27 protein-coding genes are annotated in these 25,635 nt (G+C 73.3%); 11 read left to right on the top strand and 16 right to left on the bottom strand.

Annotation, left to right across the window (positions count from 1 at the left end):
* Positions 1–19 precede the first annotated feature (19 nt).
* Positions 20–793: a DUF5753 domain-containing protein gene (locus tag CO540_RS29375; RefSeq protein WP_099164419.1), complete on the top strand. Its 774-nt coding sequence runs from the start codon at positions 20–22 to the stop codon at positions 791–793.
* Positions 784–969: a DUF397 domain-containing protein gene (locus CO540_RS29370; protein WP_099164418.1), complete on the top strand. Its 186-nt coding sequence runs from the start codon at positions 784–786 to the stop codon at positions 967–969. Before CO540_RS29375 ends, CO540_RS29370 begins: the two co-directional genes overlap by 10 nt.
* Positions 970–1,247: 278 nt before the next feature.
* Here CO540_RS29370 and CO540_RS29365 read toward each other — a convergent pair whose 3' ends face one another.
* The 3 genes from CO540_RS29365 to CO540_RS29355 form a co-directional block, all read right to left on the bottom strand.
* Positions 1,248–1,640 carry a PH domain-containing protein gene (locus CO540_RS29365; RefSeq protein WP_099164417.1) on the bottom strand — a complete coding sequence of 131 codons (393 nt, stop codon included), beginning with the start codon at positions 1,638–1,640 and terminating at the stop codon, positions 1,248–1,250.
* Positions 1,641–2,063: 423 nt separating this feature from the next.
* A complete protein-coding gene (locus CO540_RS29360) occupies positions 2,064–5,360 on the bottom strand; it encodes an RHS repeat-associated core domain-containing protein (RefSeq protein ID WP_253866274.1) in 3,297 nt (1,098 codons plus the stop codon).
* A 528-nt stretch (positions 5,361–5,888) separates the two neighbouring features.
* The gene (locus CO540_RS29355) at positions 5,889–6,290 is read right to left on the bottom strand and encodes an SRPBCC family protein (RefSeq protein WP_099165016.1); all 402 of its coding nucleotides are present in this window, start codon (positions 6,288–6,290) and stop codon (positions 5,889–5,891) included.
* Between the two features lie 68 nt (positions 6,291–6,358).
* Between CO540_RS29355 and CO540_RS29350 the strand changes: the two genes are divergently transcribed.
* Positions 6,359–7,141: a hypothetical protein gene (locus CO540_RS29350; protein ID WP_099164416.1), complete on the top strand. Its 783-nt coding sequence runs from the start codon at positions 6,359–6,361 to the stop codon at positions 7,139–7,141.
* A 9-nt stretch (positions 7,142–7,150) separates the two neighbouring features.
* Here CO540_RS29350 and CO540_RS29345 read toward each other — a convergent pair whose 3' ends face one another.
* The gene (locus CO540_RS29345) at positions 7,151–7,882 is read right to left on the bottom strand and encodes an SDR family NAD(P)-dependent oxidoreductase (protein WP_099164415.1); all 732 of its coding nucleotides are present in this window, start codon (positions 7,880–7,882) and stop codon (positions 7,151–7,153) included.
* Positions 7,883–7,977: 95 nt separating this feature from the next.
* Between CO540_RS29345 and CO540_RS29340 the strand changes: the two genes are divergently transcribed.
* Positions 7,978–8,820 (top strand): LysR family transcriptional regulator, encoded by an 843-nt coding sequence (locus tag CO540_RS29340; protein WP_099164414.1) that lies wholly within the window; start codon positions 7,978–7,980, stop codon positions 8,818–8,820.
* Here the strand turns inward: CO540_RS29340 and CO540_RS29335 are convergent.
* The 8 genes from CO540_RS29335 to CO540_RS29300 form a co-directional block, all read right to left on the bottom strand.
* Positions 8,817–9,299: a GNAT family N-acetyltransferase gene (locus CO540_RS29335; protein WP_099164413.1), complete on the bottom strand. Its 483-nt coding sequence runs from the start codon at positions 9,297–9,299 to the stop codon at positions 8,817–8,819. The two genes, CO540_RS29340 and CO540_RS29335, sit on opposite strands and share 4 nt — an antisense overlap.
* Before the next feature lie 184 nt (positions 9,300–9,483).
* Positions 9,484–10,092 (bottom strand): ATP/GTP-binding protein, encoded by a 609-nt coding sequence (locus tag CO540_RS29330; RefSeq protein WP_091573442.1) that lies wholly within the window; start codon positions 10,090–10,092, stop codon positions 9,484–9,486.
* Positions 10,073–10,462: a DUF742 domain-containing protein gene (locus tag CO540_RS29325; RefSeq protein ID WP_091573441.1), complete on the bottom strand. Its 390-nt coding sequence runs from the start codon at positions 10,460–10,462 to the stop codon at positions 10,073–10,075. The genes CO540_RS29330 and CO540_RS29325 overlap by 20 nt, the downstream gene beginning before the upstream one ends.
* Positions 10,459–10,884, bottom strand: coding sequence for a roadblock/LC7 domain-containing protein (locus tag CO540_RS29320; RefSeq protein WP_091573440.1), 426 nt, complete (start codon positions 10,882–10,884; stop codon positions 10,459–10,461). The genes CO540_RS29325 and CO540_RS29320 overlap by 4 nt, the downstream gene beginning before the upstream one ends.
* A gap of 65 nt (positions 10,885–10,949) precedes the next feature.
* Positions 10,950–13,394 carry a nitrate- and nitrite sensing domain-containing protein gene (locus CO540_RS29315; RefSeq protein WP_099164412.1) on the bottom strand — a complete coding sequence of 815 codons (2,445 nt, stop codon included), beginning with the start codon at positions 13,392–13,394 and terminating at the stop codon, positions 10,950–10,952.
* Positions 13,395–13,474: 80 nt separating this feature from the next.
* On the bottom strand, positions 13,475–15,031 hold the full coding sequence (locus CO540_RS29310) for a prenyltransferase/squalene oxidase repeat-containing protein (protein WP_099164411.1): 1,557 nt from the start codon (positions 15,029–15,031) through the stop codon (positions 13,475–13,477).
* Positions 15,028–15,903: a terpene synthase family protein gene (locus CO540_RS29305; RefSeq protein ID WP_099164410.1), complete on the bottom strand. Its 876-nt coding sequence runs from the start codon at positions 15,901–15,903 to the stop codon at positions 15,028–15,030. The genes CO540_RS29310 and CO540_RS29305 overlap by 4 nt, the downstream gene beginning before the upstream one ends.
* Positions 15,900–17,237 (bottom strand): cytochrome P450, encoded by a 1,338-nt coding sequence (locus tag CO540_RS29300; protein WP_172968091.1) that lies wholly within the window; start codon positions 17,235–17,237, stop codon positions 15,900–15,902. The genes CO540_RS29305 and CO540_RS29300 overlap by 4 nt, the downstream gene beginning before the upstream one ends.
* Before the next feature lie 290 nt (positions 17,238–17,527).
* Here CO540_RS29300 and CO540_RS29295 point away from each other — a divergent pair, with 290 nt between their 5' ends.
* On the top strand, positions 17,528–17,776 hold the full coding sequence (locus CO540_RS29295; protein WP_091573435.1) for a DUF2630 family protein: 249 nt from the start codon (positions 17,528–17,530) through the stop codon (positions 17,774–17,776).
* Positions 17,777–17,821: 45 nt separating this feature from the next.
* Here the strand turns inward: CO540_RS29295 and CO540_RS29290 are convergent, their stop codons facing one another.
* From CO540_RS29290 to CO540_RS29280, 3 genes are all read right to left on the bottom strand, one after another.
* Entirely contained in the window at positions 17,822–18,751 is a 930-nt protein-coding gene (locus CO540_RS29290; protein ID WP_099164408.1) for a serine protein kinase RIO, read from the bottom strand.
* Positions 18,752–18,922: 171 nt separating this feature from the next.
* Entirely contained in the window at positions 18,923–19,567 is a 645-nt protein-coding gene (locus CO540_RS29285) for an HAD family hydrolase (RefSeq protein ID WP_099164407.1), read from the bottom strand.
* Positions 19,568–19,625: 58 nt separating this feature from the next.
* Positions 19,626–20,465, bottom strand: a complete 840-nt coding sequence (locus CO540_RS29280; RefSeq protein ID WP_253866272.1) for a carbon-nitrogen hydrolase family protein — start codon at positions 20,463–20,465, stop codon at positions 19,626–19,628.
* A 79-nt stretch (positions 20,466–20,544) separates the two neighbouring features.
* Between CO540_RS29280 and CO540_RS29275 the strand changes: the two genes are divergently transcribed.
* From CO540_RS29275 to mug, 6 genes are all read left to right on the top strand, one after another.
* Positions 20,545–21,117 carry a TetR/AcrR family transcriptional regulator gene (locus CO540_RS29275; RefSeq protein ID WP_091573431.1) on the top strand — a complete coding sequence of 191 codons (573 nt, stop codon included), beginning with the start codon at positions 20,545–20,547 and terminating at the stop codon, positions 21,115–21,117.
* A 92-nt stretch (positions 21,118–21,209) separates the two neighbouring features.
* Entirely contained in the window at positions 21,210–22,133 is a 924-nt protein-coding gene (locus CO540_RS29270; protein ID WP_099164405.1) for a TIGR04222 domain-containing membrane protein, read from the top strand.
* On the top strand, positions 22,130–22,948 hold the full coding sequence (locus CO540_RS29265; RefSeq protein ID WP_099165015.1) for a DUF692 family multinuclear iron-containing protein: 819 nt from the start codon (positions 22,130–22,132) through the stop codon (positions 22,946–22,948). The genes CO540_RS29270 and CO540_RS29265 overlap by 4 nt, the downstream gene beginning before the upstream one ends.
* Positions 22,945–23,391: a hypothetical protein gene (locus tag CO540_RS29260; protein ID WP_099164404.1), complete on the top strand. Its 447-nt coding sequence runs from the start codon at positions 22,945–22,947 to the stop codon at positions 23,389–23,391. The genes CO540_RS29265 and CO540_RS29260 overlap by 4 nt, the downstream gene beginning before the upstream one ends.
* Before the next feature lie 32 nt (positions 23,392–23,423).
* Positions 23,424–24,185: an SDR family oxidoreductase gene (locus CO540_RS29255; RefSeq protein WP_091573428.1), complete on the top strand. Its 762-nt coding sequence runs from the start codon at positions 23,424–23,426 to the stop codon at positions 24,183–24,185.
* A 40-nt stretch (positions 24,186–24,225) separates the two neighbouring features.
* Positions 24,226–24,846: a G/U mismatch-specific DNA glycosylase gene (gene mug, locus CO540_RS29250; RefSeq protein WP_091573427.1), complete on the top strand. Its 621-nt coding sequence runs from the start codon at positions 24,226–24,228 to the stop codon at positions 24,844–24,846.
* Positions 24,847–24,859: 13 nt separating this feature from the next.
* Here the strand turns inward: mug and CO540_RS29245 are convergent, their stop codons facing one another.
* The gene (locus tag CO540_RS29245) at positions 24,860–25,621 is read right to left on the bottom strand and encodes a MerR family transcriptional regulator (protein WP_099164403.1); all 762 of its coding nucleotides are present in this window, start codon (positions 25,619–25,621) and stop codon (positions 24,860–24,862) included.
* Between the last annotated feature and the right edge of the window lie 14 nt (positions 25,622–25,635).

Below are 25,635 nucleotides of genomic sequence, written 5' to 3'. Positions count from 1 at the left end.
GCTCCGGGGAGGAACGGGCATGAACCACGCCTTCGTCACCGCGCTGGCCGGCGCCGGCCACACCGCCGAGAGCCTGGCGGAGCGGCTCGGCCTGCACCCGAAGACGGTGGCCCGGTGGGCGAACCCCGGGCACATCCCGCAGAGCCGGCACCGCGCGACTGTGGCGAACCTGCTGGGCCAGCCGATCGAGGCGCTCTGGCCGGACGTGATCCGCCGTCACGAGCCGGCGTGGTTCCGCCCGTGGGTGGACATCGAACGCGAGGCGGTCGCGCTGCGCGCCTTCCAACTGGCGTGGGTGCCGGGCCTGTTGCAGACCGAGGCGTACGCCCGGGCCACGTTCATCGGCCAGCCGCTGACCGCCGACGAGGTCACCGACCTGGTCACCGCCCGGCTGGACCGGCAGGGCATCCTCACCCGGGCGCGCGGGCCGCTGTACGTCGTGGTGCTCGACGAGCAGGTGCTGCGCCGCGCCGCCGCCGGCGACCGGGCACTGATGGCCGCGCAGGTGACCTATCTGCTCGCCTGCGCCGAGCTGCCGAACGTGCAGCTCCACGTGGTGCCGGTGGACACGCCGACCTATCCCGGGCTGGACGGCCCGTTCGTCATCGCGGAGCTGCGCGACGGCACTCGGGTGGCGCATGTGGACAGCCAGGCCCGCGCGCAGATCATCGAGCAGCCTTCGGAGATTGCTACCCTGGAGCGTCGGTGGGAACGGGAACGCATCCGGGGCGAGGCGCTGCCCCGCGCGCGGACCCTGGAACTGCTGAGGGAAGTGGCGGCGGCATGGACCTGAGCGGCGCCCGGTGGCGCAAGAGCACCCGCAGCGGCGGCAACGGCGGCAACTGCGTGGAGGTCGCCGGCAACCTGCCCGGTGTGGTCGGCGTCCGCGACTCGAAGGACCTGGCCGGACCGGTGCTCACCTTCACCCCGGCTGCGTGGACCCGGTTCATGACGTCGACCCGACGCTGAGGTGGCCAGGGCTGCATCAGGCGAGCCTCACCAGCCCTGATCCGGGGCACATTTCCCTACCGGTCGCCAGGGAAGCACGGCCGGTTGTCGATCTCGTCAACGTTCATGCCCCGCGCCGGCCGTCGGACGTCACCAGCCGGATGTCAGTCTTCGCGGCTTCGGTCAGGAACAACGACGCACCCGACCTGCCGAGCGGCGACCGGACGCGTGGCCTCTGGGCCGCTGGGGACGAACGCCATAGGCGCCGCCCCCAACGCCGCCGTTTCCTGACGTGAACCTCAGGTGCCAGCCGGCCGGCCACGTTCCTTGCCCAGCGCCGCGACGAAGAAATCGCCCCCGTCCTTGTCGACCCCCGACACCTCGATCACCTCATCGCCGGACACGGTGATCGTTCCCAGGTTGACGCCCGTCTTCCACTCGACATTCTCGATGCGATCCAGCGAGGCGGAGACGAAGTCGTCACGGACGAGGCCGTCGAAGAAAAAGAAGACGCGCTGGCCGGTCAGGACCAAGAGGCCGTTACCGGGTCCATGCCTGCCGGCAACCAGGGCCTTGACCCGCTCCTCCGGCTGGAGATGGGATTCCAGCTCCTTGAGCTCGCGCCCTGCCCCGATTCGGGAACCCATCCGCTCGACGGCCGCCGCGACATCAACCGTGTGCTGTTCACTCATCCTCAATCAATCCTCGAGAGAGTAGGGACCACTGGCTGGCAGAAAACTTTGTCACAACCGCCCGCGCCGAGCACCGTAGGGAACGCCGACAAGCACGATGAGAATCAACACGCCACCGATAACCGCCATCGTGATCCCTCGGGAGTCACCATTGACGACTCTGACGACCCCCCACACGAGCACAATCAACGACAACACTCCCGTGGCTGCTGCCAGAGCACGCATCAGGCTCTTACTGTAAGGGCCACCAGAATCCGAGGTCGGGTGGTTGGCCATTCAATCCTCCCATATCTGGGTCGTCGCACGGATTGGGCGAGAGTGGTGGCGCCTCCAAACCATTTCTGGCATTTTCGGCGCCACCACTCGGCTAGCTACCCGATTGACCGTTGTGGCAAACTCGCCTCACCGGCCAGCGTCGTCGAGTTACGACACCGCATCGCCCGCCTTCGACGCCAGAGCCATGCACCCCAGCTGACCGATCACCATCGAGGCACCGGCTGTCGCGGGAGCAGCGAGACCCAGGACGAAGTTACAGCCGACTTCCACCGCAAGACTGACCGCAAGGGACGCAGCCTGGTCCTCAAGGGCGTCCGTATCCCCGCTGGCGAAGTTGACGGCGGCTTCGCCGAGGTCTCCATACCAACCGATGTCGCCGAGAATATCGGCAATGCTCTCCCCAGTCGGGTCGGTGTAGTTGACGGGGTTGGCACCCGCGTAGGCGTATCGGTTTCCGTTCCGCGGGTTGCCGATGAAGCTCAGGCTGTCCTGTTGCGTGAAGCGACCCTGCTGGGGGTTGTACCAACGCTGCCCCAACTTGGTGAAGCCGGTCGTGGAGTCGTAGGTGCCGCCGGTGTAGCGAATGAGGTTGCTGGCGCCGAGGTTGTACTCGTCCGTGGTGGTGGCGTTGCCGTAGGGGTCGTACCTGTACGTGGCAGCAAGGGTGCCATTGGCCTTGACGACCGCCACCGGCGTGCCGAGCCCGTCGAGGACGAAGGCGGTGTCGATGCCGTTGATCCTGAGGCCGAGCGGCGTGCCGAGGCCGTCGCGCTCCACGTAGACGGTCGTGCCACTGGCGGTCCAGGACTGGAGCCAGGGCATGCCGTGCTGGTCCTCGTAGCCGTACTGCATCGTGGTGGTTCCGACGCGGGTCAGCTCGACCTGGTCGGCGCCGGCGTAGGCGAACGTGCCGGAGTTCGCGGTGGCCATCTGGCTCGCGCCGTTGTAGGTCATCGGGTTGACCGACGGGTTGCTGGCGCGGGTCTGGTTGCCGCGGTTGTCGTAGGTGTTGTTCGTGGTGGTGACCTGGTTGGCGGTGTTGAACGTCAGGGTCTGGGTGGTGGTGCCGTCGACCTTGACGGTCTTGCGGTTTCCGTTGCTGTCGTACGTGTAGTCGTAGGTCTTGCCGTTGTAGTTGGTGGCCTTGGTCAGCCGGTTGGACTTGTCGTAGGTGAACTGGCTGATCGCGCCGGACGTCTCGTCCTTCTGCCACTGCCGCAGCCCGGTGTCGTCACCGCTGGCGGTGGAGCACGGTTGGCCGGAGGTGTACTTGGCGTAGCAGTAGGTCACGTCGAACACCGTCGCGGGGGCGGCGGAGTTGCGGGTGGCCGTGATCCGGGTGGGCCGGTCCGACTTGTCGTAGGTGGTCTTGACACGCAGGGCGTAGACGCTGTTGCCCTCGTTGCTGGCGAACCACATGTTCTCGCGGTTGCCGTCGTCGTCGTAGGAGTAGTTGTAGCGGGTGCCGCTGGCGGTGTCGGTGCGGACCAGCCAGTTGCGGCTGTTGTAGTAGTGCTTCGTGGTGCCGCGACCGTCGGTGATCCCGGTCAGGTTGCCCGCCAGATCGTGGTCGTAGATGAAGGTCGCGGTGCCGGGGTTCGTGCGCCGGTGCAGCCGGTTGAGTGCGTCCCAGTCGTAGGTGGTGGTGCCGGTGGCGTCGGTGCGGGTGACCAGGTTGCCGGCGCGCCCATACTCGTAGGTGACGTCGGACATCGTGCCGCAGCCGGAGTAGCTGGTCTTGCGGACCCGGTCGTCCTTCGTCCACTCGAAGGTGGTGGTGCACGCGCCCTGGGTCACCGTGGCGATGCGGCCGAGGATGTCGTAGGTGAACGACTTGACCGCCAGCCCGTTGCCGGTAGGCGGGGTGACCGTCTTGATCTGCTTGTCGCCGTCGTAGGCGTAGGTGGTGGGGTTGCCGGTGTTCGCCGGGTCGGTGGAGGTCTTGACCGTGCCGTCGGTGTTGTAGTCGACCTCGGCCTTGGCGGCGAGCGCGTCGGCGGTGGAGGTGCGGTTGCCGGCGCCGTTGTAGGTGTAGGTGGAGGAGTTGTTCTGGGCGTCGGTCGCCGAGGACGGCTGGAAGTTCGCCGTCGGGTTCGTCGAGGTCGCCGCGTTCGCGTACGCGGCCGACGCGCTGGCCCCGGACGGCGACGCCGACTTCGTCAGCGACTGCTCGGCGTTGGCGCCGAAGGTGTTGGTGACCGTGCTGCCCTTCGGGCTGACGTCGGTCTTGACGTCCTGCCACGGCGTGTAGGTCTTGGACCGCTCGTTACCGGCCGGGTCGGTGGCCTTGGTGACCCGCTTGTCGCTGTTCAGGTCATACGTGGTGTGCGGCACCGAGGCGACCGGCTGGGACAGGTCCTGTCGGGGGTCGGCCACCATCGTCTGGGACGACGTCGGGTACGCGAAGCGGGTGGTCGCGCCCTGGCCGGTGGCGTTGTCGGTGACCTGGGTGAACGAGGTGACCCGGTGCTGACCGTCGTAGGTGACGGTGCTGAAGGTGTCGTCCTTGTTCCAGATCTTCACCAGGTCGCCGGCGGTGTTGTACTCGAACGCCCACTGCCGGGTCGCTCCCAGCAGGTCGATCGCCTGGAGGCGGTTGTTGGTGTCGTACTTGTAGGACACCTCGCGGATGACGGTGTAGCCGTCGGTCTGCTCGTACTTCGTCAGCCGACCGTTGGCGAACGTGGCCGTGGCCTTGCGCGCGTACTGGCCGCCCCGGTCGGAGACGACCTGGGTGAGCTGGCCGCCGCTGTAGGAGTAGTCGGTGACGTTGTCGTTGCGGTCCTCGGTCTTGTCGAGCAGGCCGTCGGAGGTGAAGAACAGCTTCTTGCCGCTCTCGTTCTCGGTCAGCTTCCAGCCGGTGCCGTTCTTGACCAGCTTGGCCTTGAACTCACCCGGCGTGGTGTAGGCCGACCCGGACCAGGTGAACTTGCCGACCACCCCGTCGGCGGCGGCGTAGGTGACCGACCCGTCGTCGGCCGGGTACAGCTTGACGTCCTGCCCGGCCCGGGTCCGCCAGCCCGGCCCGTGCGCGCCGGCAGACAGGTCGCTGCCCAGCATCAGGCTGTTGAACGACGCGCCCAGCGTCACGTTCCCGGCGATCCCCGGCAGCGTGAGGTCCGTCGTGTTCACCATCAGGTTGCCGGACCCGACGTTGACCTTCACCTCCATCCGGTCGGCCAGCGAGAACGACACCTGCGTGCCGCTGCGTACCGGCCCGGTGCCCTTCGGCACCGACGGCGCCGCCCCCGCGGCGGCCCGTGCCACCGCACGCTGCGGCGAGTCGTACAACCACACCTTCGACGACGACCGGGGCGACACCTCGGGCGCCGACTCCGTCGCCTTCGGCGCGGCGGGCGCGGCGGACGCGGCCGGCGGAACCGCCAGCACCGACGTGGCCAGTAGCGCGGACGCCACCCCCACGACCACTTGACGTTGACCCATCGACACTCCTCACCAGACAGTTTCCCGGCGGACCTGTTTCCGCCGGAAAATGGACGCACCGCACCGTGCCGACCACGACGGAATTCGTGGCAGCACAGGATTCGACGCATCTGCAAAAGCGCAGGCGTCATCGCGGAAAGAGAAAAGAAAAAGCGGATCGGTCAGTACGGGTGACGCAGCCGCCAGGGGTGCGGCTCACGCGCCGCACCAGCATCCACCAGCACGGTCAGGTCCCCACCAAACCGGGGCGCCGCCTCGGCGCACGCCGGAGAAGACTCACTCCAGGGCCGGAACGCCCCGAGGAATGAGTATGCCGAGACGGCTCAATGGCGCCGCCACACACGCGGCCAGCGCCGCAGGACCTCACTCATGTCATCCCCGTGGTTGTCATCGGTCAATCAACGTGACGACGACGCTATCCACCACACAAACGGGAGTCAATGAAAACTACATCCGGAAAGGAGCAAAGCCGCGAATCCGGGCACAAGTAATGGAAAGATCGCGCTGCGTGACCGGCCGTCCATCGACCTACTCCGCCGACTCCAGCACGGCCTTGAGCCGGGCCAGGTCGGCCTCGACCAGCGCGGTGTCCCGGGCGAAGTCGGCGTCGCTCATGCCGGGGCCCCGCCGGAGGCTGAACACCACCTCGGTGCCGTCGCCGTTCGCGATCGCGCGCAGCGGCACGTACACCGTCTCGCCGGAAGGCGTCCGCACCTCGTGGTCGAGCACGCCGAAGTCGTTGGCCGGCGCGAACGTCAGCCCCGCCCGCCCCTCGGGCGTCTCGACGTACCAGCGGCCGTCCTCGCGCGTCACCGAGCCACCCAGGCCGGGCGCCCAGCGCGGCAGGTTCGCCGGGTCGGACGCGAACGCGTAGACCTCTGCGACCGGACGGTCGATGTGCACACTGAGGTGCCGGGACGGCGTACCCACGCCGCCGATGATGGCACGCCCGTCCGGCCGGGGCCACGACCGAGCCGGTCGCCGCATAGGGTGCGGGCGTGGGACTCGACGCGTTCGTGCACTGCCGGTGCTGGCAGGACGGCCTGGCCGCGCCGTGCCCGGTGGGACCGGTCGGCTACGACGACGAGGGCTGTCTGATCCTGCTGCCCGGCGACGGGTACGACGCCGCGGCCGAGAACGCCTTCTACGCCTGGAAGGCCGAGGACGCCTGCCCGCACCGCCACATGGAGCTGGTCAGCGAGGGCCTGGCCAACTGGACCGGGGTGCGCATGTTCCAGCAGGCGCTGCGCGCGGCCGGGGCGCACCGCTTCCCGACGCTTGTCGCCGGCCTGCCCGACGGCAACGACGGCGGGCTGACGGTCGAGCAGGCGGCGACGGCGCTCGCCGAGCTGGACGCGTTCCGGGAGAGCCGGATCGCCGACGAGACCGCGCTCGTCGACGAGGCGACCGGGGAGGTGGTGATGCAGTACATCGAGGATTACCACGGGATCTTCATGCACGGGTCGGGCTGGCACGCCGGCGTGGATCCGGCCGGGTTCTTCGTCGTCGACACCGTCGCGCAGCCACCGTCCACGCTGTTCCGCGCCACACGGTTCACCCAACGCGTGCTGCCCGACGGCCGGGTGGACCTCGTCGGCGACGACGGGACACGGGCCACCGTGGCGATGAGGCCGGTCGGCGAGCACGGCTCGCCGGCGCCGGAGCGGCTCGCGGTACGGACCGGACCCCGGTGCGCCGACGACTACGCCTACATCGTCGAGCCGCTGCGCCGACTCTGCGCCGCGTCGGTCGCCACCGGCAACCCGGTCATGTGGTGCTGACCGGGCCGGTCACCACGGCACCACGCCCGCGTCCTCGAAGAAGCCGCCGGTCGGCCCGTCGTCGGGCAGCGTCGCCAACCGGATCGCGACCGCCGCGCCCTGCTGCGGCGTGCGCACCCCGCGGAAACCGTTCAGGTCGGTCGCGGTGAAGCCGGGGCAGGCGGCGTTGACCAGGATGTTCGTGTCGGCCAGCGCCCGGGCGTACTGGATGGTGACCGCGTTGAGCATCGACTTCGACGGCGCATAGGCGACGGACAGTGGGCCGGTCTGCTGCTCGCCGGCGGAGGCGCTCTGCCGGGCGAGCGAGCCGACCCCGCTGGACATGTTGACGATCCGGGGGGACGCCGAGCGGCGCAGCAGCGGCAGCGTCGCCTCGGTCACCCGGACCACGCCGACCACGTTGACCTCGACCGCCGCCCGCACGGTGGCCACGTCGACGCCGCCGGGCTGCTGCGGCATTCCGCCGGTCACGCCTGCGTTGTTGACCAGCACGTCGAGGCCGCCGGCCCGCTCCTCCAGCAGGCGCGCGGCGGCGGTCACGCTCGCGTCGTCGGTCACGTCCAGCGGTACGCCGAACGCGTCCACGCCGGCCGCGCGCAGCGTCGCCACGGCGGTCTCCCGGCGCCCCTCGTCCCGGGCGCCGACCCCCACCCGCCAGCCGAGGGCCCCCAGGCCCGCCGCGATCTCGTACCCGATTCCCTTGTTCGCGCCGGTGACCAGCGCGACGGTGCGTTCGCTCATGCGGTCGATCCTGGTCGCGCCGCGATCGGGCGGCCAACACCGTCTCGGTAGTGTGCGATACCCGCCGGGTATCGATCCGGGGGTACGGTGGCCGGGTGGAGACCCGGGAGCTGCGCTACTTCGTCGCGGTCGCCGAGGAGCTGCACTTCGGCCGTGCCGCCCGTCGCCTCGGGATCGCCCAGCCTCCGTTGTCGCGGGCCATCCGCCAGCTCGAACGGCGGCTCGGGGTGACGCTGCTGGACCGTGACCACCGCGCCGTGGCGCTGACCCCGGCCGGCGCGGTGCTGCTGCGCGAGGGACGGGCCGCCCTGGACGCGGTGGCGGCCGCCGACCGCCGGACCCGTCGCGCCGCCGCGGACGGCGGTCCCGGCCTGGTCCTGGCCACCAAGGCGGGCGCGTCCCACGAGCTGCTGCCGAAACTGCTCGACGCGTACGCCGCGGAGCCCGACGCGGTGGCCGTGGAGGTGCTGCTGTGCGGCATCGGCGAGCAGGAGCGGCTGCTGCGCGACGGGCGGGCCGACGTGGCGCTGCTGCACCTCCCGTTCGACTCGACCGCCGGGCTGGACACCGAGGCGCTGGTGACGGAGCAGCAGGTGGCGGTGGTGCCGGCGGGGCATCCGGTGGCCGGCCGGACGCAGCTGCGGCTGGCCGACGTCGAGGCGCTGCCCGACCTGCCGTTGCCGCGCTGGCCGCAGCGCGACGGCACCTATCCCGAGGGTCCCGGCCCCCAGGTCCGGGAGCACGCCCAGCTGTTCCAGCTCATCGCGCTCGGCCGGGCCGCGGCGGTGCTGCCGGAGTCGTGCCGGCCCCTGCTGCGCCCCGATCTGGCCGCCGTGCCGGTGCCGGACGCGCCCGCGGTGACCACCGTGATCGCGTGGCCGCCGCACAGCCGGTCGCGTCCCCTGGCCGCGCTGGTCCGGACCGCCACCCGCCTCTAGGCGAGAAGGTCCTTGCGCATGTGCTGGGTGACCACGCGATAGCCCGACGTCCGGTAGAGCGACGCGGCCCGCTCGTTGGCCCCGAAGACGTTGAGTTCGAGCGCCCGGGCGCCCCGCTCCCGGGCCACCGCCTCGCCGGCGGCGAGCAGCGCCCGGCCCAGGCCCGCGCCGCGCCGCTCGGGCGCCACCTCGATGTCGTAGAGGAAGGCACAGTCCGGGACGCCACGCGGATGGGTCAGGCCGATCCACAGGTGGCCGACCGGGGATCCGTCGGCCGTCTCGCCGATCAGGAAGAGCATGCCGGGCGTCTCCATGCCCTCGGGCAGCAGTGCGGCGTTGGCCTCCCGGGCCCGGTCGAGCGCCTCCTCGGCCGGCCAGTTGCCGGCGGCGACCTGTTCCTGGGCGTAGCCGGCGGCGAGTTCGTGCTGCCAGTTGTCGAACTCCTGCGGGGACATCGCCCGGACGGACACCTCGGTCATGTGCGTCAGACTCTCACGGATGCCGCTGGTCGGCCGGCCCCGGTGCCCGCGGGCCAGAGGCTGGCGCCGCGGCGTGTCGACTCCGATCGGCGCAGGCCGTGACGAGCGATATACCTCAGTGTCATATTTATGACGCTCAGGTATATCCCGGAAGAGTGATGCCTTCTTCCGTGCGTGGTGACTGTCAGTCGCCGGCGGCTCGTCGGCGTGCCTCCCGCAGCTTCATGGCGTGCTCCAGCAGCGTGATCAGCACCTCCTTGGCCGAGTCCCGCTCCCGCGCGTCGCACAGCACCACCGGCACGCCCGGGTCCAGGTCCAGCGCCGCCTGCACCTCGTCGAGCCGGAACGTCCGGGCGCCCTCGAAGCAGTTCACCGCCACCACGAACGGCGTGCCCCGGCCCTCGAAGTAGTCGATCGACGGGAAGCAGTCGGCCAGCCGGCGGGTGTCGGCGAGCACCACCGCGCCGAGCGCGCCGAGCGCCAGCTCGTCCCAGACGAACCAGAACCGGTCCTGCCCGGGCGTGCCGAACAGGTAGAGCACCAGGTCGTCGCTGATGGTGATGCGGCCGAAGTCCATCGCCACGGTGGTGGTCGACTTCTCCTCCACACCGGACAGGTCGTCGATGCCGATGCCGGTCTCGGTCAGCACCTCTTCGGTGCGCAGCGGCCGGGTCTCGCTGACCGCGCCGACCAGGGTGGTCTTGCCCACGCCGAACCCGCCGGCGATCAGGATCTTGATCGCGGTGGGCAGCGGCGCCGCTCCCGCCGGCCGCTCAGAGCGCCCGTAGTCCATTGATTACCGCCTCGAAAACGTGCTCGTCGGGAAGGCCGGCGGGGGTGGCGCGCGGCTCGCGTACCTGCACCAGGCTGCGGGCGGCGAGGTCTCCGAGGAGGACCCGGACCGTGCCCACCGGCAGGTTGAGATGGGCGGCGATCTCGGCCACGGACTGGATCCGCTGGCAGAGGCCGACGATCGCCACGTGCTCCGGGCCGAGCCCGGACTCCGACCCCACATCCGTGCGGGTCGCGCTGACCAGGGAGATCAGGTCGAACGTCCCGGTGACCGGGCGGGCCCGGCCTCCGGTCACGGCGTACGGGCGCACCACCGGGCCGGCGTGGTCGTCCACCCACTCCTGCTCCGCGGACTCCCCCGGGCCGGTCATCGCGCCGTGTTCTCGCCGAGGGGCTGTTCCCGGGTCGGTGATGCCACGAACCGGCCGACCCGGGTGACCAGCATGGCCATCTCGTACGCGATCAGGCCGACGTCCGCGTCCTCCGCCGCCAGCACCGCCAGGCAGGCGTTGCGGCCGGCCGCGGTGACGAAGAGGAAGGAGGACTGCATCTCGATGATGGTCTGCTGTACCTGACCGCCGCCGAACCGCTTGCCCGCCCCGCGCGCCAGGCTCTGGATGCCCGCCGCCATGGCCGCCAGGTGCTCGCCGTCGTCCCGGCTGAGGCCGCGGGACGAGGCCATCAGCAGTCCGTCCGTGGAGAGCGCCACGGCGTGTTCCGCCTGCTTGACCCGGCCGACCAGGTCATCCAGCAGCCACGCCAGATCCGCGCTCGAAGCCGTCTTCTGCGCCACTCGTCGTCCTCTTCTCCCCGGCTGGTGCCGTTCTCGTCCCGGTCCCGTCGCGTCGACGGCCCCGGTCAGGTGGCCTGCTCGTTCTCGTCGGCGGGCGCGCCGCCGGCCCCACGCGCCCCGCCGAGCAGGCGTGCCGCGTCGGTGCGGCCACGTCGGGTGCCGCTCTGGTAGGAGCTCATCATCCGGCGCACCTGCTCCGGCGGGCGCGCCGTGTCGTCCGCCCCGTCGTCCTCCGCCTCGCTCTGGTCGTTGCGCAGCTCCGGATTGAGGCTGGCCTGGCGTACCCGGACCGGCAACCCGGCGTCGGTCACCGCCGGGACCTCCTCGGTCGCGGACGGCGCCGCGGGGGGTTCGACCACGGCCAGCTCCGCGGTCGGCGCGGCGACCGCGGGCTGCCGTTTGCGGGTACGGGCCGGCAGCCCGGAGGGAGTCAGCCGAGGCGCCTGCGGTTCCGGTTCGGCCGCGGTCGTACCGTCGTCGGTCGGCTCGGTCGGCTCGGTCGCGGCGTCGCCGGCCGCGGCGGTCGGGGCCGCGACCGGGTCCGCGGCGGGCGGGGCGGCCGGCTCGGCGGCCGCCGGCAGCGCCGGGGCGACCGGGCCCGCCGTCATGTCGACGGACCCGCCCGGGTCGCCGTCCACGGTGATCAGTTCGCGCGGGATCAGCACCACCGCTGTCGTGCCGCCGTACGCGGACTCCCGGAGCTGGACCTTCACGCCGTGCCGCTCGGTGAGCCGGCTGACCACGAACAGGCCGAGCCGGGCCGCGTCCGCCAGGTTCAGCTCGGACCGGTCGACGATGCGCGCGTTGGCGGCGGCCAGCTCGTCGCCGCTCATGCCGAGGCCACGGTCCTCGATCTCGATGGCGAAGCCGTTGCCGACGAGCTGGCCGCGCACCTCCACGGTGGTCTGCGGCGGGGAGAAGGAGAGGCCGTTCTCGATCAGCTCGGCCAGCAGGTGGATCACGTCACCGACGGCCCGGCCGGTCAGCGACACCGGGCCCAGCGGTCGCACGGTCACCCGGGTGTAGTCCTCGACCTCGGCGACCGCGCCGCGCACCACGTCGACCATCGGCACGTTGCGCCGCCAGGCACGGCCCGGCGTCGAGCCGGAGAGCACGATCAGGTTCTCCGCGTTGCGCCGCATCCGGGTGGCCAGGTGGTCGACCCGGAACAGGTCCTCCAGCTCCTCGGCGTCGTGCTCCCGGCGTTCCATGGCGTCGAGCAGGGTGAGCTGGCGGTGCACCAGCGCCTGGGTGCGCCGGGCCAGGCTGAGGAACACGTCGCGGACGCTGCGGCGCAGCTCGGCCTGCTCGACGGCGGTGCGGACGGCGGTCTCCTGCACCCGGTTGAAGGCCCTGCCGACCTGGCCGATCTCGTCGTCGCCGAACTGCAACGGCGGCGCTTCCCGGGCGACGTCCACCTCCTCGCCGTGCCCCAGTCGCTCCACCACGCTGGGCAGCCGCTCGTCGGCCAGCCGGATGGCGGCCCCGCGCAACCGTTCGAGCTGCCGGACCAGCGACCGGGCCGTGGTGATCGAGACGATCACGGACGCGACGACGGCGATCAGGCCGAGACCGGCGGCGAGGACCAGCCGGACGATGACGCCGACGGCGACCGGGGTGGCCCGCGCGACGATGTCCTCACCACCCGCGAGGATCACCTCGCGCAGGTCGGCCATCGCCGGCTCGGCGGCGGCCCGCCAGGCGGCGGCGGTGATCGGCGGGCGCACGTCCTCACCCTTGGCCGCCAGCACCCGGTCCTGGAGGGTCCGGAGCGCGACGAACGCCTCGCCGTCGACCATCTGCTGGTAGCGGGTCCGGTCGGTCGGGGCGAGTTCCCGGGCGGTGCGGTCGGCGAGGAACCACTGGGCGCCGACCAGCCGGGCGATCGCGGTCTGCTCGGCGACGGTCAGCCGGTTGGCCGAGACCGCGCCGGTGAGCAGGGCGTCCTGTTGGGACAGCAGCTCCCGGGAGCGGTTCAGGTCGATGAGCGCGGCGGTGTCCCGGGCGATCTGGTCGTCGTCGAGGCCGCCGAGCGCGTCGAAGACGGCGAAGATGCCGTCGACCGCCTCGTCGTAGGCCGCCAACGTCGCGGTCCGGTCGATGGTCTTGCGGCCGACCTCCTCGCGGACCTGGACGAGCTGACCCAGCTCGGTCTTCAGCTCGGCGAGCCGCTGCTCCAGCTCGTCGCTGGCCGGCACCTCGGTACGCCAGTCCTGCACCGAATCCCACAGCGCGGTGGCGGTCTCGTCGGTGCGCGCCCGCTGGGCCTGCAACTCCTGCAACTGCCCGGGGTCGGACTCACCCAGGTAGCGCAGCGACAGCCGGCGCTCGTTCTGCAACTCGAGCAACAGCGGATCGCTCGGCTCGAACACCCGGGCGTTGAGCGCCTGCACGCCGAGCAGGTTGAACCCGTCGCGCACGGTCACCCAGGCCGCGAACGCCCAGAGCGCGGTCAGCGACGCCAGCAGGGCGATGATCTTCGTACGGAGATTCGTACTGCGGGAACGCATCACACCGTCCTGGCCCGGTCTTCGGTCGGTCCGAAATCCGATCGACTCCGGCGCACGCTAGCAGCCGTCGTGAACTCCATTCAAGCGATCCTGATCATGGTGGCCTCCGGGTGCGCCGACGCCCGACCGGCGTGCCCCGAGGCGGCCAGCACCGCCGCGCGCACGATCAGCGTCGGGCGGTAGAGGTCCTTGTCGTGCCACAGTGCCGGACCGCCGTCGCGTCCGTCCAGGTCGGACAGGAGAGCCCGCCCCCGGGCCAGCGCCGCGCCGATCCGGGCATCGCCCGCGCGGCCCGCGCCGGCCAGGGCGAGCACCGCGTACGCGGTCTCCTCGGCGGTGCCGCGCCAGCGTCCCCAGGAGCCGTCCGGCCGCTGGGTCGCCAGCAGCCAGCCGACGCCCCGCTCGACCGCGGTCCGCGCCGCGCCGTCGGGCGCGTGGTCGGCCAGCGCGAGCAGCACCGCATACGTGGCGTAGTAGGCCGAGGCGTGCCACCGGTCCTCCCACCGCCCGTCCGGCTCCTGCCGCCCGACCAGCCAGTCGGTGACCCGGCGCCGGGCCGCCGTCACGCCCGGCCGGCTCGGGTGCTCACCGAGCGCGTCGAGCACGTGCGCGTTGGTGGTCAGCGACGCCCCGTCCTCCCCCGGCCAGGTGCAGAAGTGCCGCCCGGTGTCGTATCCGGCGAGCGCGCCCACGCCGGGCGACCGGCCCAACCGGGCGAGCGCGTAGAGCGCCACGGAGGTGGTGTCGGCGTCGGCCGGCAGCCCGGGCGCGGTGGCCGCGCCGGACGCGCCGACGGCGGCGCGCAGCCCGGTCAGCACCCGCTCGGGCACGCGCACCGGGACGCCGGCCCGGACCAGGACGGCGAGCACCCACGCCCGCTCGAAGACGGTGATCGGGCTGGCACAGGGCACCGGACCCGACCGGGCGACCGCGTACAGGTAGTCCAGGGCGGGGCCCGGCTCGGGCCGGCCGAGCCAGGCGGCGGTGGCGGCCGGTGAGGCGCCCACCGCCCCGCTGGCCGAGGGACGCACGCCCGGCGCCCGGTACGCCAACTCGCCGGCCACCTCCAGGGCGTGCGCCAGTTTCTCCGGCACGGGCCGCCCGGCGGCCAGCAGTCCGCGTACCCGGGTCAGCCGGTTCGGGTCCAGACCGGCCGGCAGCGGCAGGCGGGGCCGGCCGGCCCAGTCGGCCAGCCCGGGCGGCGGACCCGCCGGCGCGTCGACGAGCCGGTCGACGGCGGCCAGCAGCGCCGGCACGATCAGGTCGGTGGCCGGCAGGTCGGGCGGGGTCTCGGCGCGCAGCGCGGCGGCCAGGAACGCCAGGCCCCGGTGCGCGGCGGCGGCCACCGACTGCGGGGCCGGTCCGCCGCGGCGCAGGTCGGTCAGGAGCGCCTCGACCGCGCTCAGCGTCGGCACGATCGCGTAGCCGCCGGGAGCGCCCCACCCGCCGTCCGGGCGCTGCCCGTCGAGCAGCCAGGCCAGCCGCTCGCCGTGGCCGGGCAGCCAGGGCGCCAGCGCGACCAGCCGACCGGTCTCGTACACCGACGGCGAGGTCCCTCCCGCCGAGTCGTCCACGAGCGCGCCGACCGGCTCGGGCGCGGGCCCGACCCGGGTCTCCGGCTCGGCGGTGAGGCTCACCGCACGCCCCAGAAGTCGGTGTGCCGGTAGAACCCGGTGGTGAAGCCGAGCTGCCGGGACAGGAACTCGGCCTCCCGGGGCGACTCGTCCGCCAGCTTCGCCAGCCGTACGCGGCAGTGGTCGACCTGCTCGGCGAACCGCCGTTCGACCTCGGCCGGGTCGTCGACCAGCAGCAACGCGTTGAGGTCGCCCGACTCCGCGTCCCGCCGGTGCGTGCCGAGGTCGTTGACCAGCCGTAGGGCCCGCTGCACCTCGTCGGCGACCTCGATCAGCCGGTCCAGCGCGGCGGGGTCGACGACCGATCCGGTGTGGATCCAGTGGGCCACGTCGACCACGGTGGCGGCGAGGTTGTCCGCGTTGTCGAGGTAGTCGGCGAGCGTGGGCCGGGTGGTGCGCCGCCAGGTCCACTCCCGGGCCATCGCCCGCACCGTGCGCTCCATCGTGGCCCGCCAGCGTCCGCGCAGCGCCGGGTAGGCGGGCGCGGCGGCGACGTCGTCGCGCAGCTCGGCGAGGAACCGGCCGAGCGGGTCGTCGGCGTCCGCGCCGTCGAGCACGGCCAGGCAGGTGTCGGAGATCCGGTCGACCTCGGACCGACTGGTCGCCTCGTGGTCGACCAGCCAGTCGACGGCGAACCCCCAGAGCACCGCGCGGTTGGTGACCGCCAGCTCCGCGGCGGTGTGCCAGGGGGCGCTGAACGCCATCGCCGAGGCGATGCTGCTGAACAGGGTGGCGTCGAACGGCTCGCCGGGGAACAGGTCGGGGTGCGCGGCCGCGGCCCGGCGCAGGCCGCGCTGACCGTGCGCGGCGAGCGCGCAGATCCGTCCCTGCTCGGCGGCGGCGGCGATGGGATCCGGCAGCGGTCCGCCGGTCACGCCGGCTCCGCCCGGCCGGCGGCGAGCAGGGTCAGCTCGACCCGCCGGCGTGGCCGCAGCGCCGCCGCCAGCCGCAACCCGGGCACGTCGGTGCGGTCCAGCCGGAAGCGGTAGCGACTCAGCATCGTGGCGAGGATGAGCTGGGCCTCCAGATAGAACAGGTACATGCCGAGGCACTGGTGCGGACCGCCGCCGAACGGGAAGTGGGCGTAGCGGTGGCGGGCGCGGACCCGCTCCGGGCGGAACCGCTCCGGGTCGAACTCGTCCGGGCGGTCCCAGAACTGCCGCATCCGTTGGGTGATCAGCGGGCTGACCGCCATGGTGGCGCCGGCCTCGATCGGCACGCCGTCGATGACGTCCGCGGCGACCGCGCGACGCGGGATGATCCAGCCGATCGGGTAGAGCCGCAGCAACTCGTCCAGCACCATCCGGGTGTAGGTGAGCCGGTTCAGGTGCTCCCGGCGTACCGGCCCGGCGCCGACCACCTCGTCGATCTCGGCGTAGAGCCGCTCGGCGACCTCGGGATGCTGGTGCAGGTGCGGCCAGGCCCAGGTGAGCACGTTGATGGTGGTCTCGGTGGTGGCGGCGAACATGGCCACGGTGTCGTTGCGGACCTGCCGCTCGTCGAGCTGCCGGCCGTCGTCGGTGCGGGCCCGCCAGAGCGTGGAGATGATGTCGTCGCCCTGGTCGGCGGCGTCACGGGTCTGCCGGACGATCGGCACCAGCACGTCGTCGACGACGCGTACCGCGCGGCGGAACGCGCGGTCTCCCGGCATCGGCAGCGACAGCGGCGCGAACGGCACCACGATCCGCGGGATGACGGCGGTGGCGATCCGGTCCTGGGCGTCGATCACCCGCATCGCGTCCGGCACCGAGATGCGGTCGGCGAAGAGCACCTTCATGATCGCCCGGCTGACGATGCGGGCCTGCTCGACGCCGATGTCCACCGGCCGGCCCGCGCGACAGGGCTCGTCCAGCTCGTCGACCGCGTCCCGGACGGCGTCCGCCATGCCGTCGACGAGCGCCTCGACCCGCTTCGCGGTGAACATCGGCTGGAGCATCCGGCGGCTGGCCGACCAGATCTGGCCCTCGCCGAGGATGCCCTCGCCGAACAGTCGCTTGACCGGGCGCCAGAACAGTCCGTCGCCGGCCCGCTCGTAGTTGTCCGCCCGGTCCCGCAGCACGTGCTGCACGTGCCGGGGGTGGGTGACCAGGTAGGGGCGGAACGAGCCGAGGTTGAGCCGGACCAGGTCGCCGCCGGTGCGGTTACCGACGTCGATCAGCGCCCGGGCCGGGTCGCGCAGGACGGCGGGCAGGATCTGACGCAACGGCACGGTGTGCGGGCGACCGGCAGGCCGGTACGGGCCGGACGAATCGGCCACCTGAACGCTCCCTCGGGTTGCTGAGGGTCGCCACCCCATCGCGACCCGTGAACGTTGCTCGTGAGCATGCCATCCTGAGCGACGAATCAAAAGACGGGGCGGAGGATATTTCACGTAACAACATTCTCTTTGTCGAGAATGGAGCCAGTGGGACGTGCGTCACGCGGGAAGTCTTTCTGGTGCCCGGGCGTCGTCCCCCGGGAACGCGGGCGCGGGCGCGTCCGCTGTGCCAAGCTTCGGGCATGGACGACAAGACCATCCTGAGCCGGATCTCGGAACTCGTCGACGAGGAGCACCGGCTGCGCTCCGACGCGCAGCAGCACGAGGCCGGCACCGACGACGAGGCCCGGGAGCGGCTGCGCGCCCTGGAGGAGTCCCTGGACCAGTGCTGGGACCTGCTCCGTCGCCGCCGGGCCGCCCGGCAGGCGCACGGCGACCCGGACGCCCAGGGCGAGCGCCCGGTGCCGGAGGTCGAGCGCTACCTGCAGTGAGCCGAGGTCCCGGGCGGGACGACTCCCGCCCGGGACACCCGGTGGTCAGCGGATCCCCGCCTCCCGGAGCAGCACCTCGGTCAGCGCCACCGGGTCGGTGTCGGCGGCGGGCAGTCCGCGGGCGGTGAACCAGGCGGCCACCACCCGCACGTCGCGGGCCAGGAACTCGGCCCCCTGCGGATTGGCCACCACGTCGACCACCTGCGGCAGATCGATCATGACCAGCCGGCCCGCGTGCACCAGGAGGTTGTACGGCGACAGGTCGCCGTGGGCGTACCCGGCCCGGGCCAGCACCAGCAGGGCCTCGACCAGCTGCTCCCACAGGTCGCGCAGCCCGTCGTCGGTGGGTCGGACCTGGGCCAGCCGGGGCGCGGCCTCCCCCGCCTCGGCGTCGCCGACGAACTCCAGCATCAGCTCGGTGCCGAGCAGCTGGACGGGATAGGGCACGGCGATCCGCCCGGAGGCGGCGCCGATCTCCCACAGCCGGGACAGCGCGGCGAACTCGGCCGCCGCCCACTGCCCGGCGATCATCTGCCGGCCGAACGCGGTGCGGCCGGCCATCGCCCGCATCTCCCGCGACCGGCGGACCCGGCGGCCCTCCAGGTAGCCGGCGTCGCGGTGGAAGAGCCGGTGCTGGGCGTCGCGGTAGCGCTTGACCGCCAGCAGACAGGCACGGTCGGTGTCCGGCACGGCACGGCGGACCAGGTGGACGTCCGCCTCCTTGCCGGTCTTCAGCACCCCGAGTTCGGTGTCCCGGGCGGCCAGCTCGGTGACCAGCCAGTCGGGATGCGGCTCGGGGCCGTGGACCGCCTGGTCCCAGGAGGACCAGCTGTCCTCCGCGTCGGGCTCGGCGTCGGGGTCGGTGAGGGTCGGCGGGGCGTGCCGCCCCCGCTTCAGGAAATCGGGCTCGTCGTCGTCGAAGCGGCTCTTGCCGCGGCCACGGCGCTGCGGCGCCGGGATGTCGTGATCGCGCACGGGTGGATCTGTCCTTCGATCGAGGCTGGTGGAGGCAGGTGGAACGACCCTGCAAAGACGGCCATGACCGACCTCCTCTCCTCGACCGGGCGACACCCGGCTGCGCCCTCGCGCGGCACCATGCTCGTGCGCCGCGCCGGACGGCGCAACCGGTTTTCGACCCCGCCGCGCTCAGCCCGCCAGCACGGCGGCCACGGCCGGGATCAGCCCGTCCTCGACCCGGGTCGGCGCGAACCGGGTGTCCGACCAGCGACGCCCCCGGTGCAGCCAGACGCTGGGCAGGCCCACCGCGGTCGCGCCGCCGATGTCCGCCTCCGGACTGTCGCCGATCACCCACGCGCCGCGCAGCGGCATCCGGGCCCGCTGCGCGGCGAGCGCGAAGATGCGCGGGTTCGGCTTGCTGACGCCGGCCTCCTCGGAGATCACCCAGTCGGCGACGTAGCGGTCCAGACCGGTCTTGCGAATCTTGGTGTCGTCCTGCCGGGCGGTGCCGTTGGTGACCACGACCGGCACCCAGCCGGCGTCGGCGGCGATCCGCAACGCGCACGCCACCAACGGGTCCAGCCGCATGAGCGCCCCCACCCCGTCGTGCAGCTCGTCGACCAGGTCGATCGAGGGGATGCGCAGGCGGTAGCGGTCACGGATGGCGTCGGCCACGTCCCAGCGGTTGGTCAGCCCGTCCGCGTCGACGGAGACCAGCCAGTCGAGGTCGGTGGGCGGCGCGCCGATGCCCTCCAGGAAGCGTTCTCCCCAGGAGCGGAACGGCCCGTCGCGGTCCAGCAGGGTGTTGTCCAGATCGAGCAGGAGCAACGGCACTTGGGCACCCTACGGGAAGGGTCGGAGCACCGACAGGGCCGAGGGTCCCCCCGCGCGCTCAGGCGACGAGTGACGCCCGCGGGTCGCCGCCGTCGGCGGGCCGGTCGAGCAGCATGGTGTGGGCCGCGCGGGTGGCCGCCAGAGCCTCCGGGTCCAGCGTGGCCACCAGCACGTCCTCGCCGGTGTCCGCGCCCCGGGCCAGCGGTCGGCCCTCCGGGTCGTAGACCGCCGCGCCACCGTTGAACCGCCAGGGATCGGCGCCGCCGACCGCGTTGGCGAAGACCACGTACATCGTGTTGTCCAGCGCGCGGGCGGCGTAGTAGAGGTCGCGGCGGTGCGCGGAGCCGGCCAGGTAGCCGCTCGGGCAGAGGTAGCCGTGCGCGCCGTCGCCCGCCGCGGCCCGGCCGTGCTCCGGGAAGCAGCCGTCGTAGCAGATGCCCAGGCCGAACCGCCACTGCTCGACCACCAGCGTGGCGCCCCGCCGGCCGGCGTCGAACAGCTCGCGCTCGCCGCTCCAGAGCTGCTGCTTGTCGTACCCGACGGTGACCGCGCCGGTCGGGTCCACCACCAGCGACGAGATGGTGCGCCGCCGGTCGGGCTGCCGGACCGCCGCCCCGATCACCACCGCGGCTCCCGTCTCCCGGGCGGCGTCACGCAGCGGGTCCAGCCTCGGGTCGTCGACCCGGCCGTCGGGGTCGGCGGCCACGTCCGTCCCGGCCGGGTCGGCGCCCAGCGTCGGCGGGTGGTACGCCGGCAGGAACAGCTCCGGCAGCACCACGACGCGGGCGCCGGCGCGCCCGACCAGGCGCGCGGCGGTGCGGGCGTTGCCGGCGACGTCGCCGGGCACGGGTTCGGCCTGCACGGCGGCGACGGTCAGCGGACGGGAGGGGAGCGACACGACCGGGATGTTAGCGAACCCTCTCCCAAGCCGTACGTACGGTTTGCGTCGACCGTCTCCACCTGCGACGATCGTTCCCGTGCCCAGAGTAAGTCAGGACCAGCTCGACGCGCGCCGACAGGAGATCCTGGGCGCCGCGCGGGCGTGTTTCGCCCGGCACGGCTACGAGGGCGCGACCGTGCGACGGCTGGAGGAGGCCACCGGCCTGTCCCGGGGCGCGATCTTCCACCACTTCCGGGACAAGGACTCGCTCTTCCTCGCCGTGGCCGAGGACGACGCCGCCGCCATGGTCGAGACCGTCGCGCGCAACGGCCTGGTCCAGGTGATGCGCGACCTGCTCGCCCGGGCCGTCTCCCCGGACACCACCGGCTGGCTCGGCAGCCAGTTGGAGGTCTCCCGCCGCCTGCGCACCGACCCGGCCTTCGCCCGGCGCTGGGCGGAACGCTCGGCCGCCATCGCCGAGGCGACCCGGGAACGCCTGCTCCGCCAGCGCGAGGCCGGCGTGCTCCGCGACGACGTGCCGATCGACGTGCTGGCCCAGTTCCTGGAGCTGGCCTACGACGGGCTGGTGCTGCACCTGGCGATGGGCCGCCCGGCCGGCGACCTGAGCCGGGTGCTCGACCTGGTCGAGGAGGCCGTCCGCCGGCACTGAGTCTCGGTCCGGTAACTCGGCCCTCCGCGGAGATCGACACTGGCGCTCCTGCTCCACAATGAGCCGCGACCCCCTCGCGACAGGAGCAGCCCATGACCGTCCTCGCGGCCGACACCTGGGGCATTCCCGGTCCCGTCTTCCTGCGCTGGTACCTCGTGGCCGCCGTCGTCCTGGTCGTGGGCACGGCGGTGTACCGGTTCCGGGCGCTCGCCGGCACCCCGGTCACCGACCACGGCGCGCTCGGACCGCAGCAGGTCGCGTACCTCAACGGCGGCGACCAGCTCGCGATCTGGACCTCGCTCGGCGGGCTGCGCCGGGCCGGCGCGGTCGGCGCGCACCCGGACCGGCGGCTCGCCCCCGGTGGGCCGCTGCCGGCCGGCGTCACCCCGCTCGACCAGGCCGTCCACCACGCCGCCACCCGTGGCCTGCGCACCCGCGAGCTGGCTCGCGACGAGTGGGTCCGGCGCGCGCTCGACGAGCTGCGCGACGGCCTGGTCCGCCGGGGCCTGGCCCTGGACCCGGACCGACGCCGGGCACTGCGGCGCGGCGCCGTGCTGATCGGCGTCCTGCTCGCGATCGGCTTCCTGCGCGCCTTCGTCGGGCTCTCCCACAGCCGGCCCGCCGGCTTCCTGATGCTCGCCCTGGTCCCGCTGTTCATCGCGTTCCTTCTGTTCAACCGCGTGCCCTGGCGCACCCGGGCGGCCACCGCCGCGCTGCGCGACCTGCGTCGCCGGCACGCCTGGCTGCGGCCCGCCGCCGCACCGGCGTACGCGACGTACGGCCCGTCGGACGCGGCCCTGGGCGTGGCCCTGTTCGGCACCGCCACGCTCTGGACGATGGACCCGGGCTTCGCCGAGCAGGCCGAGATCCAGCGACAGGCGATGGGCTCGGCGGGCAGCACGGGCACCTCCTGCGGCGGCGGCAGCTCCTGCTCCGGGGGCAGCTCCTCCTGCTCCGGCGGCAGCTCCTGCGGTGGCGGCGGGGGTTGCGGCGGCGGTGGCGGGTGCGGCGGATGAGCGCCCCGTCCGGCGTCGGCATCGGCTGGCGTCCCGAGATCGCCGGCTTCGTCGCCGGGCTGCCGGGGCTGCGCTTCGTCGAGGTGGTCGCGGAGGCGGTCGCCCCGACCGGTCCGCTCCCGGCCGGCCTGGCCGAGCTGCGCGAACGCGGCGTCACCGTCGTACCGCACGGGGTGCGGCTGTCCCTCGGCGGCGCGGAACCCGTCGACCCGGCCCGGGTGGCGCACCTGGCCCAGGTGGCGGCGGCGCTGGAGGCGCCGCTGGTCAGCGAGCACATCGCGTTCGTGCGCGCCGGCGGGTTGGAGGCCGGACACCTGCTGCCGCTGCCGCGCAGCCGGGAGGCGGTGGCCGCGGTGGTGGCCAACGTGCGGCGGGCGCGGGCGGAGCTGCCGGTGCCGCTGGCGCTGGAGCCGATCGCGGCGCTCTTCGACTGGCCCGACGACGAGCTGGACGAGGCCGACTTCCTCACCGAGATCCTCGCCGCCACCGACGCGCTGCTGCTGCTCGACGTCGCCAACGTGCACGCCAACGCCCGCAACCGGGCCGGCGACCCGACCGCCCTGCTCGACCGGCTGCCGCTGGACCGGATCGCCTACGTGCACGTGGCCGGCGGCGCCGAGGCCGGCGGCTTCTACCACGACACGCACACCGACCCGGTCCCCGCCGAGGTGCTCGACCTGGTCCGTGAGCTGTGCGCCCGACGCCGCCCGCCGGCGCTGCTGCTGGAACGCGACGGCCACTACCCGCCCGCCGCCGAGCTGCGTGGAGAGCTGGACGCGCTCGCCACCGCCTCCGGGTATCCGGTGGTCACGTGAGCGGCGACCTGGCGGCCCGACAGGCCGAGCTGGTGGCGGCGCTGGTCGCGGGCGGGCCGCTGCCGCCCGGCTTCGCCCCGACGCCGGTCGACGCCGCGCGCCGGGCGCTGCTGCGCAAGCGGGCCGGCGACGTGGCCCGGCACTGGCCGTTGCTCGCCGCCGGCCTCGGCGCCGACTGGCCGGCCACGTTCACCGGCTGGGCGGACGGCCGGCCCACCAACGGCTCGCTGCGCGACGGCTGGGACCTGGCCCGCGAGCTGCGCGACCGGGGCGCCCTGCCGCCGCTCGGCGCGGAGGAGGTGGCCGCCCGCGAGGCCGCGAGCCGCTACGACGGCCGCACCGCGCCCCGGCCCCGCCGCCTCCCGGCCGTCGCCCGGGCCGGCGGCGCCGTCGCCGCCCAGCTCGCCGGCCGGGTACGCCTGCTGCGACCCGCCCCGCGCTGACACGCGCCCTGCGGTACGGCAGGATCGCAGGCATGGATCTCGGACTCGCCGACCGGGTGTACGTGCTCACCGGCGCCTCCGGCGGCCTCGGCTTCGCCACCGCCGAACAGCTCGTCGCCGACGGCGCCCGCGTGGTGATCTCCGCTCGGGCCCCGGAACGGGTGGCCGCCGCGATCGACGCGCTCGGTGACCCGGAGCGGGCGATCGGGCTGACCGCCGACCTCACCGACCCGGGCACCCCGGAGCGGCTCGTCGCGGCGGCCCGGGAGCACTTCGGCCGGCTCGACGGCGCGCTGGTCTCGGTCGGCGGCCCGCCCCGGGGCACCGCCGCCGAGGTCACCGACGCGCAGTGGCGGGAGTCCTTCGAAACGGTCTTCCTGGGCAGCGTCCGGGTCGCGCGCACGGTGGCCGGCGCGCTCGGCGACGGCGGCGCGATCGGGCTGGTGCTCTCCACCTCGGTCCGGGGGCCGCTGCCCGGCCTCGGCATCTCCAACGGCCTGCGGCCCGGCCTGGCCGGCGTGGCCAAGGACATGGCCGACGAGTACGGCCCGCGCGGCGTACGGGTGTTCAGCCTGCTGCCGGGGCGGATCATGACGGACCGCAACCGGGAGCTGCTGGCCGCCGCCGGCAACGCCGACCGGGCCCGCGCCGAGGCCGAGGCGGCGATCCCGCTGCGCCGCATCGGCGACCCGGCCGAGTTCGGCCGGGTGGCCGCGTTCCTGCTCTCCCCCGCCGCCGGCTACGTCACCGGGGTGAGCGTCCCGGTCGACGGCGGCGCCCTGCGCGGCCTGTGAGGGCGTCCGGGGTGGCCTCGCGACCGGTGGGGGCGGTTCGGTGAGCGATCGACGCCGTCCGGCCGGCGGCCGGCCGGAACCCGCGCCCGGTCCGGGCACACCGGCCCGGCGCCACCCCCGACCCAGCCGGGAACAGCTCGCCGCCGCGGCCGACCGGCTGCTGCCCGACGTGATCGCGCCCGGGCTGGACGTGCTCTTCGTCGGCATCAACCCGGGCCTGTGGTCGGCCGCCACCGGCTGGCACTTCGCCCGCCCCGGCAACCGGTTCTGGCCGGCGCTGCACCGCGGCGGCTTCACCCCGCGCCAACTGCACCCCAGCGAACAGGACACGCTGCCCGCGCTGGGACTGGGCATCACCAACATGGTGGCCCGGGCCAGCGCCCGCGCCGACGAGCTGACCGCCGAGGAACTGGTCGACGGCGCCCGCGCGCTGACCGCGAAGGTCGAGCGCTACCGGCCACGCTGGGTGGCGGTGGTCGGGGTGACCGCGTACCGGATCGGGTTCGTCCGGCCGAAGGCCGGGTTCGGGCCGCAGCCGGAACCGCTCGGGCCCGCCCGGCTCTGGGTGCTGCCCAACCCGAGCGGGCTGAACGCCCACTTCACCCCGGAGACGCTCGGCGCCGCCTTCGGCGAGCTGCGCGCCGCGGTCGCCGGCGGATAGCCGGGAACGGCGACTATGCCAGCCGTTCCATGCGGTTCCAGCCGGACCAGCCGCGCTCGCGCATCAGCTCCACCAGACGCCGCACGCGCGGATCGGATTCGACGGCGAGCGCGTCCAGGAGATCGTGCGGCATGTCCTCGTAGTCGGCGTGGACCTCGCCGCCGGTGTCGGCCTGCTCGGCCAGGCAGGCCATGACGTCGGCGGCCTCCGCCAACCGCGGATCGTCGCCGTCCCCGTCACCGTCGAAGACCTCCGACAGGATCCGGTAGAGCCGGACGACGTGCGGGTCGTCCAGCTGCGCGATCTTGCCGGGGATGAACTCGCGGACGCGATCGGGCCAGCGGGCCGCGAGCAGGATCCACCCGTCCCGCTCGCCCTTCAGCACCCGCTCCGACACTCCGATCTCCCGCAGCCGATCGAGATAGGCGGTCACCTCCGCCGGGAGTGCCAGCGCGTCCCCGGCGGCGAGTCGGGCGATCTGCCGGCGGCTGGTTTCGAGCCGTTCGATCTGGTCGCGGAGGTGGCTGTCGATCCGGTGGATCCCTTCGGTGAATGTCGGCTCGCCGGCGTCGAGCAGCCGGCCGACCTCCGACAGCGGCACCCCGGCACTGGCGAGCGTGCGGATCTTGATGAGCGACACCACCGCCGTCGGGCCGTACCGCCGGTAGCCGGAAGCGTCCCGTTCCGGCTCGGGCAGCAGCCCGACCTGGTGGTAGTGCCGCACCGTCCGCACCGTGACGCCGGCGTACGCCGCGAGTTGCCCGATCGTCAACATGCTCTGATCCTGCC

The sequence above is a fragment of the Micromonospora sp. WMMA2032 genome, from assembly GCF_002688545.1.
GTDB classification, from domain to species: domain Bacteria; phylum Actinomycetota; class Actinomycetes; order Mycobacteriales; family Micromonosporaceae; genus Micromonospora; species Micromonospora sediminicola.
The sequence above is the reverse complement of the archived record's forward strand: the minus strand, read 5'-3'. Positions and strand labels throughout refer to the sequence as shown.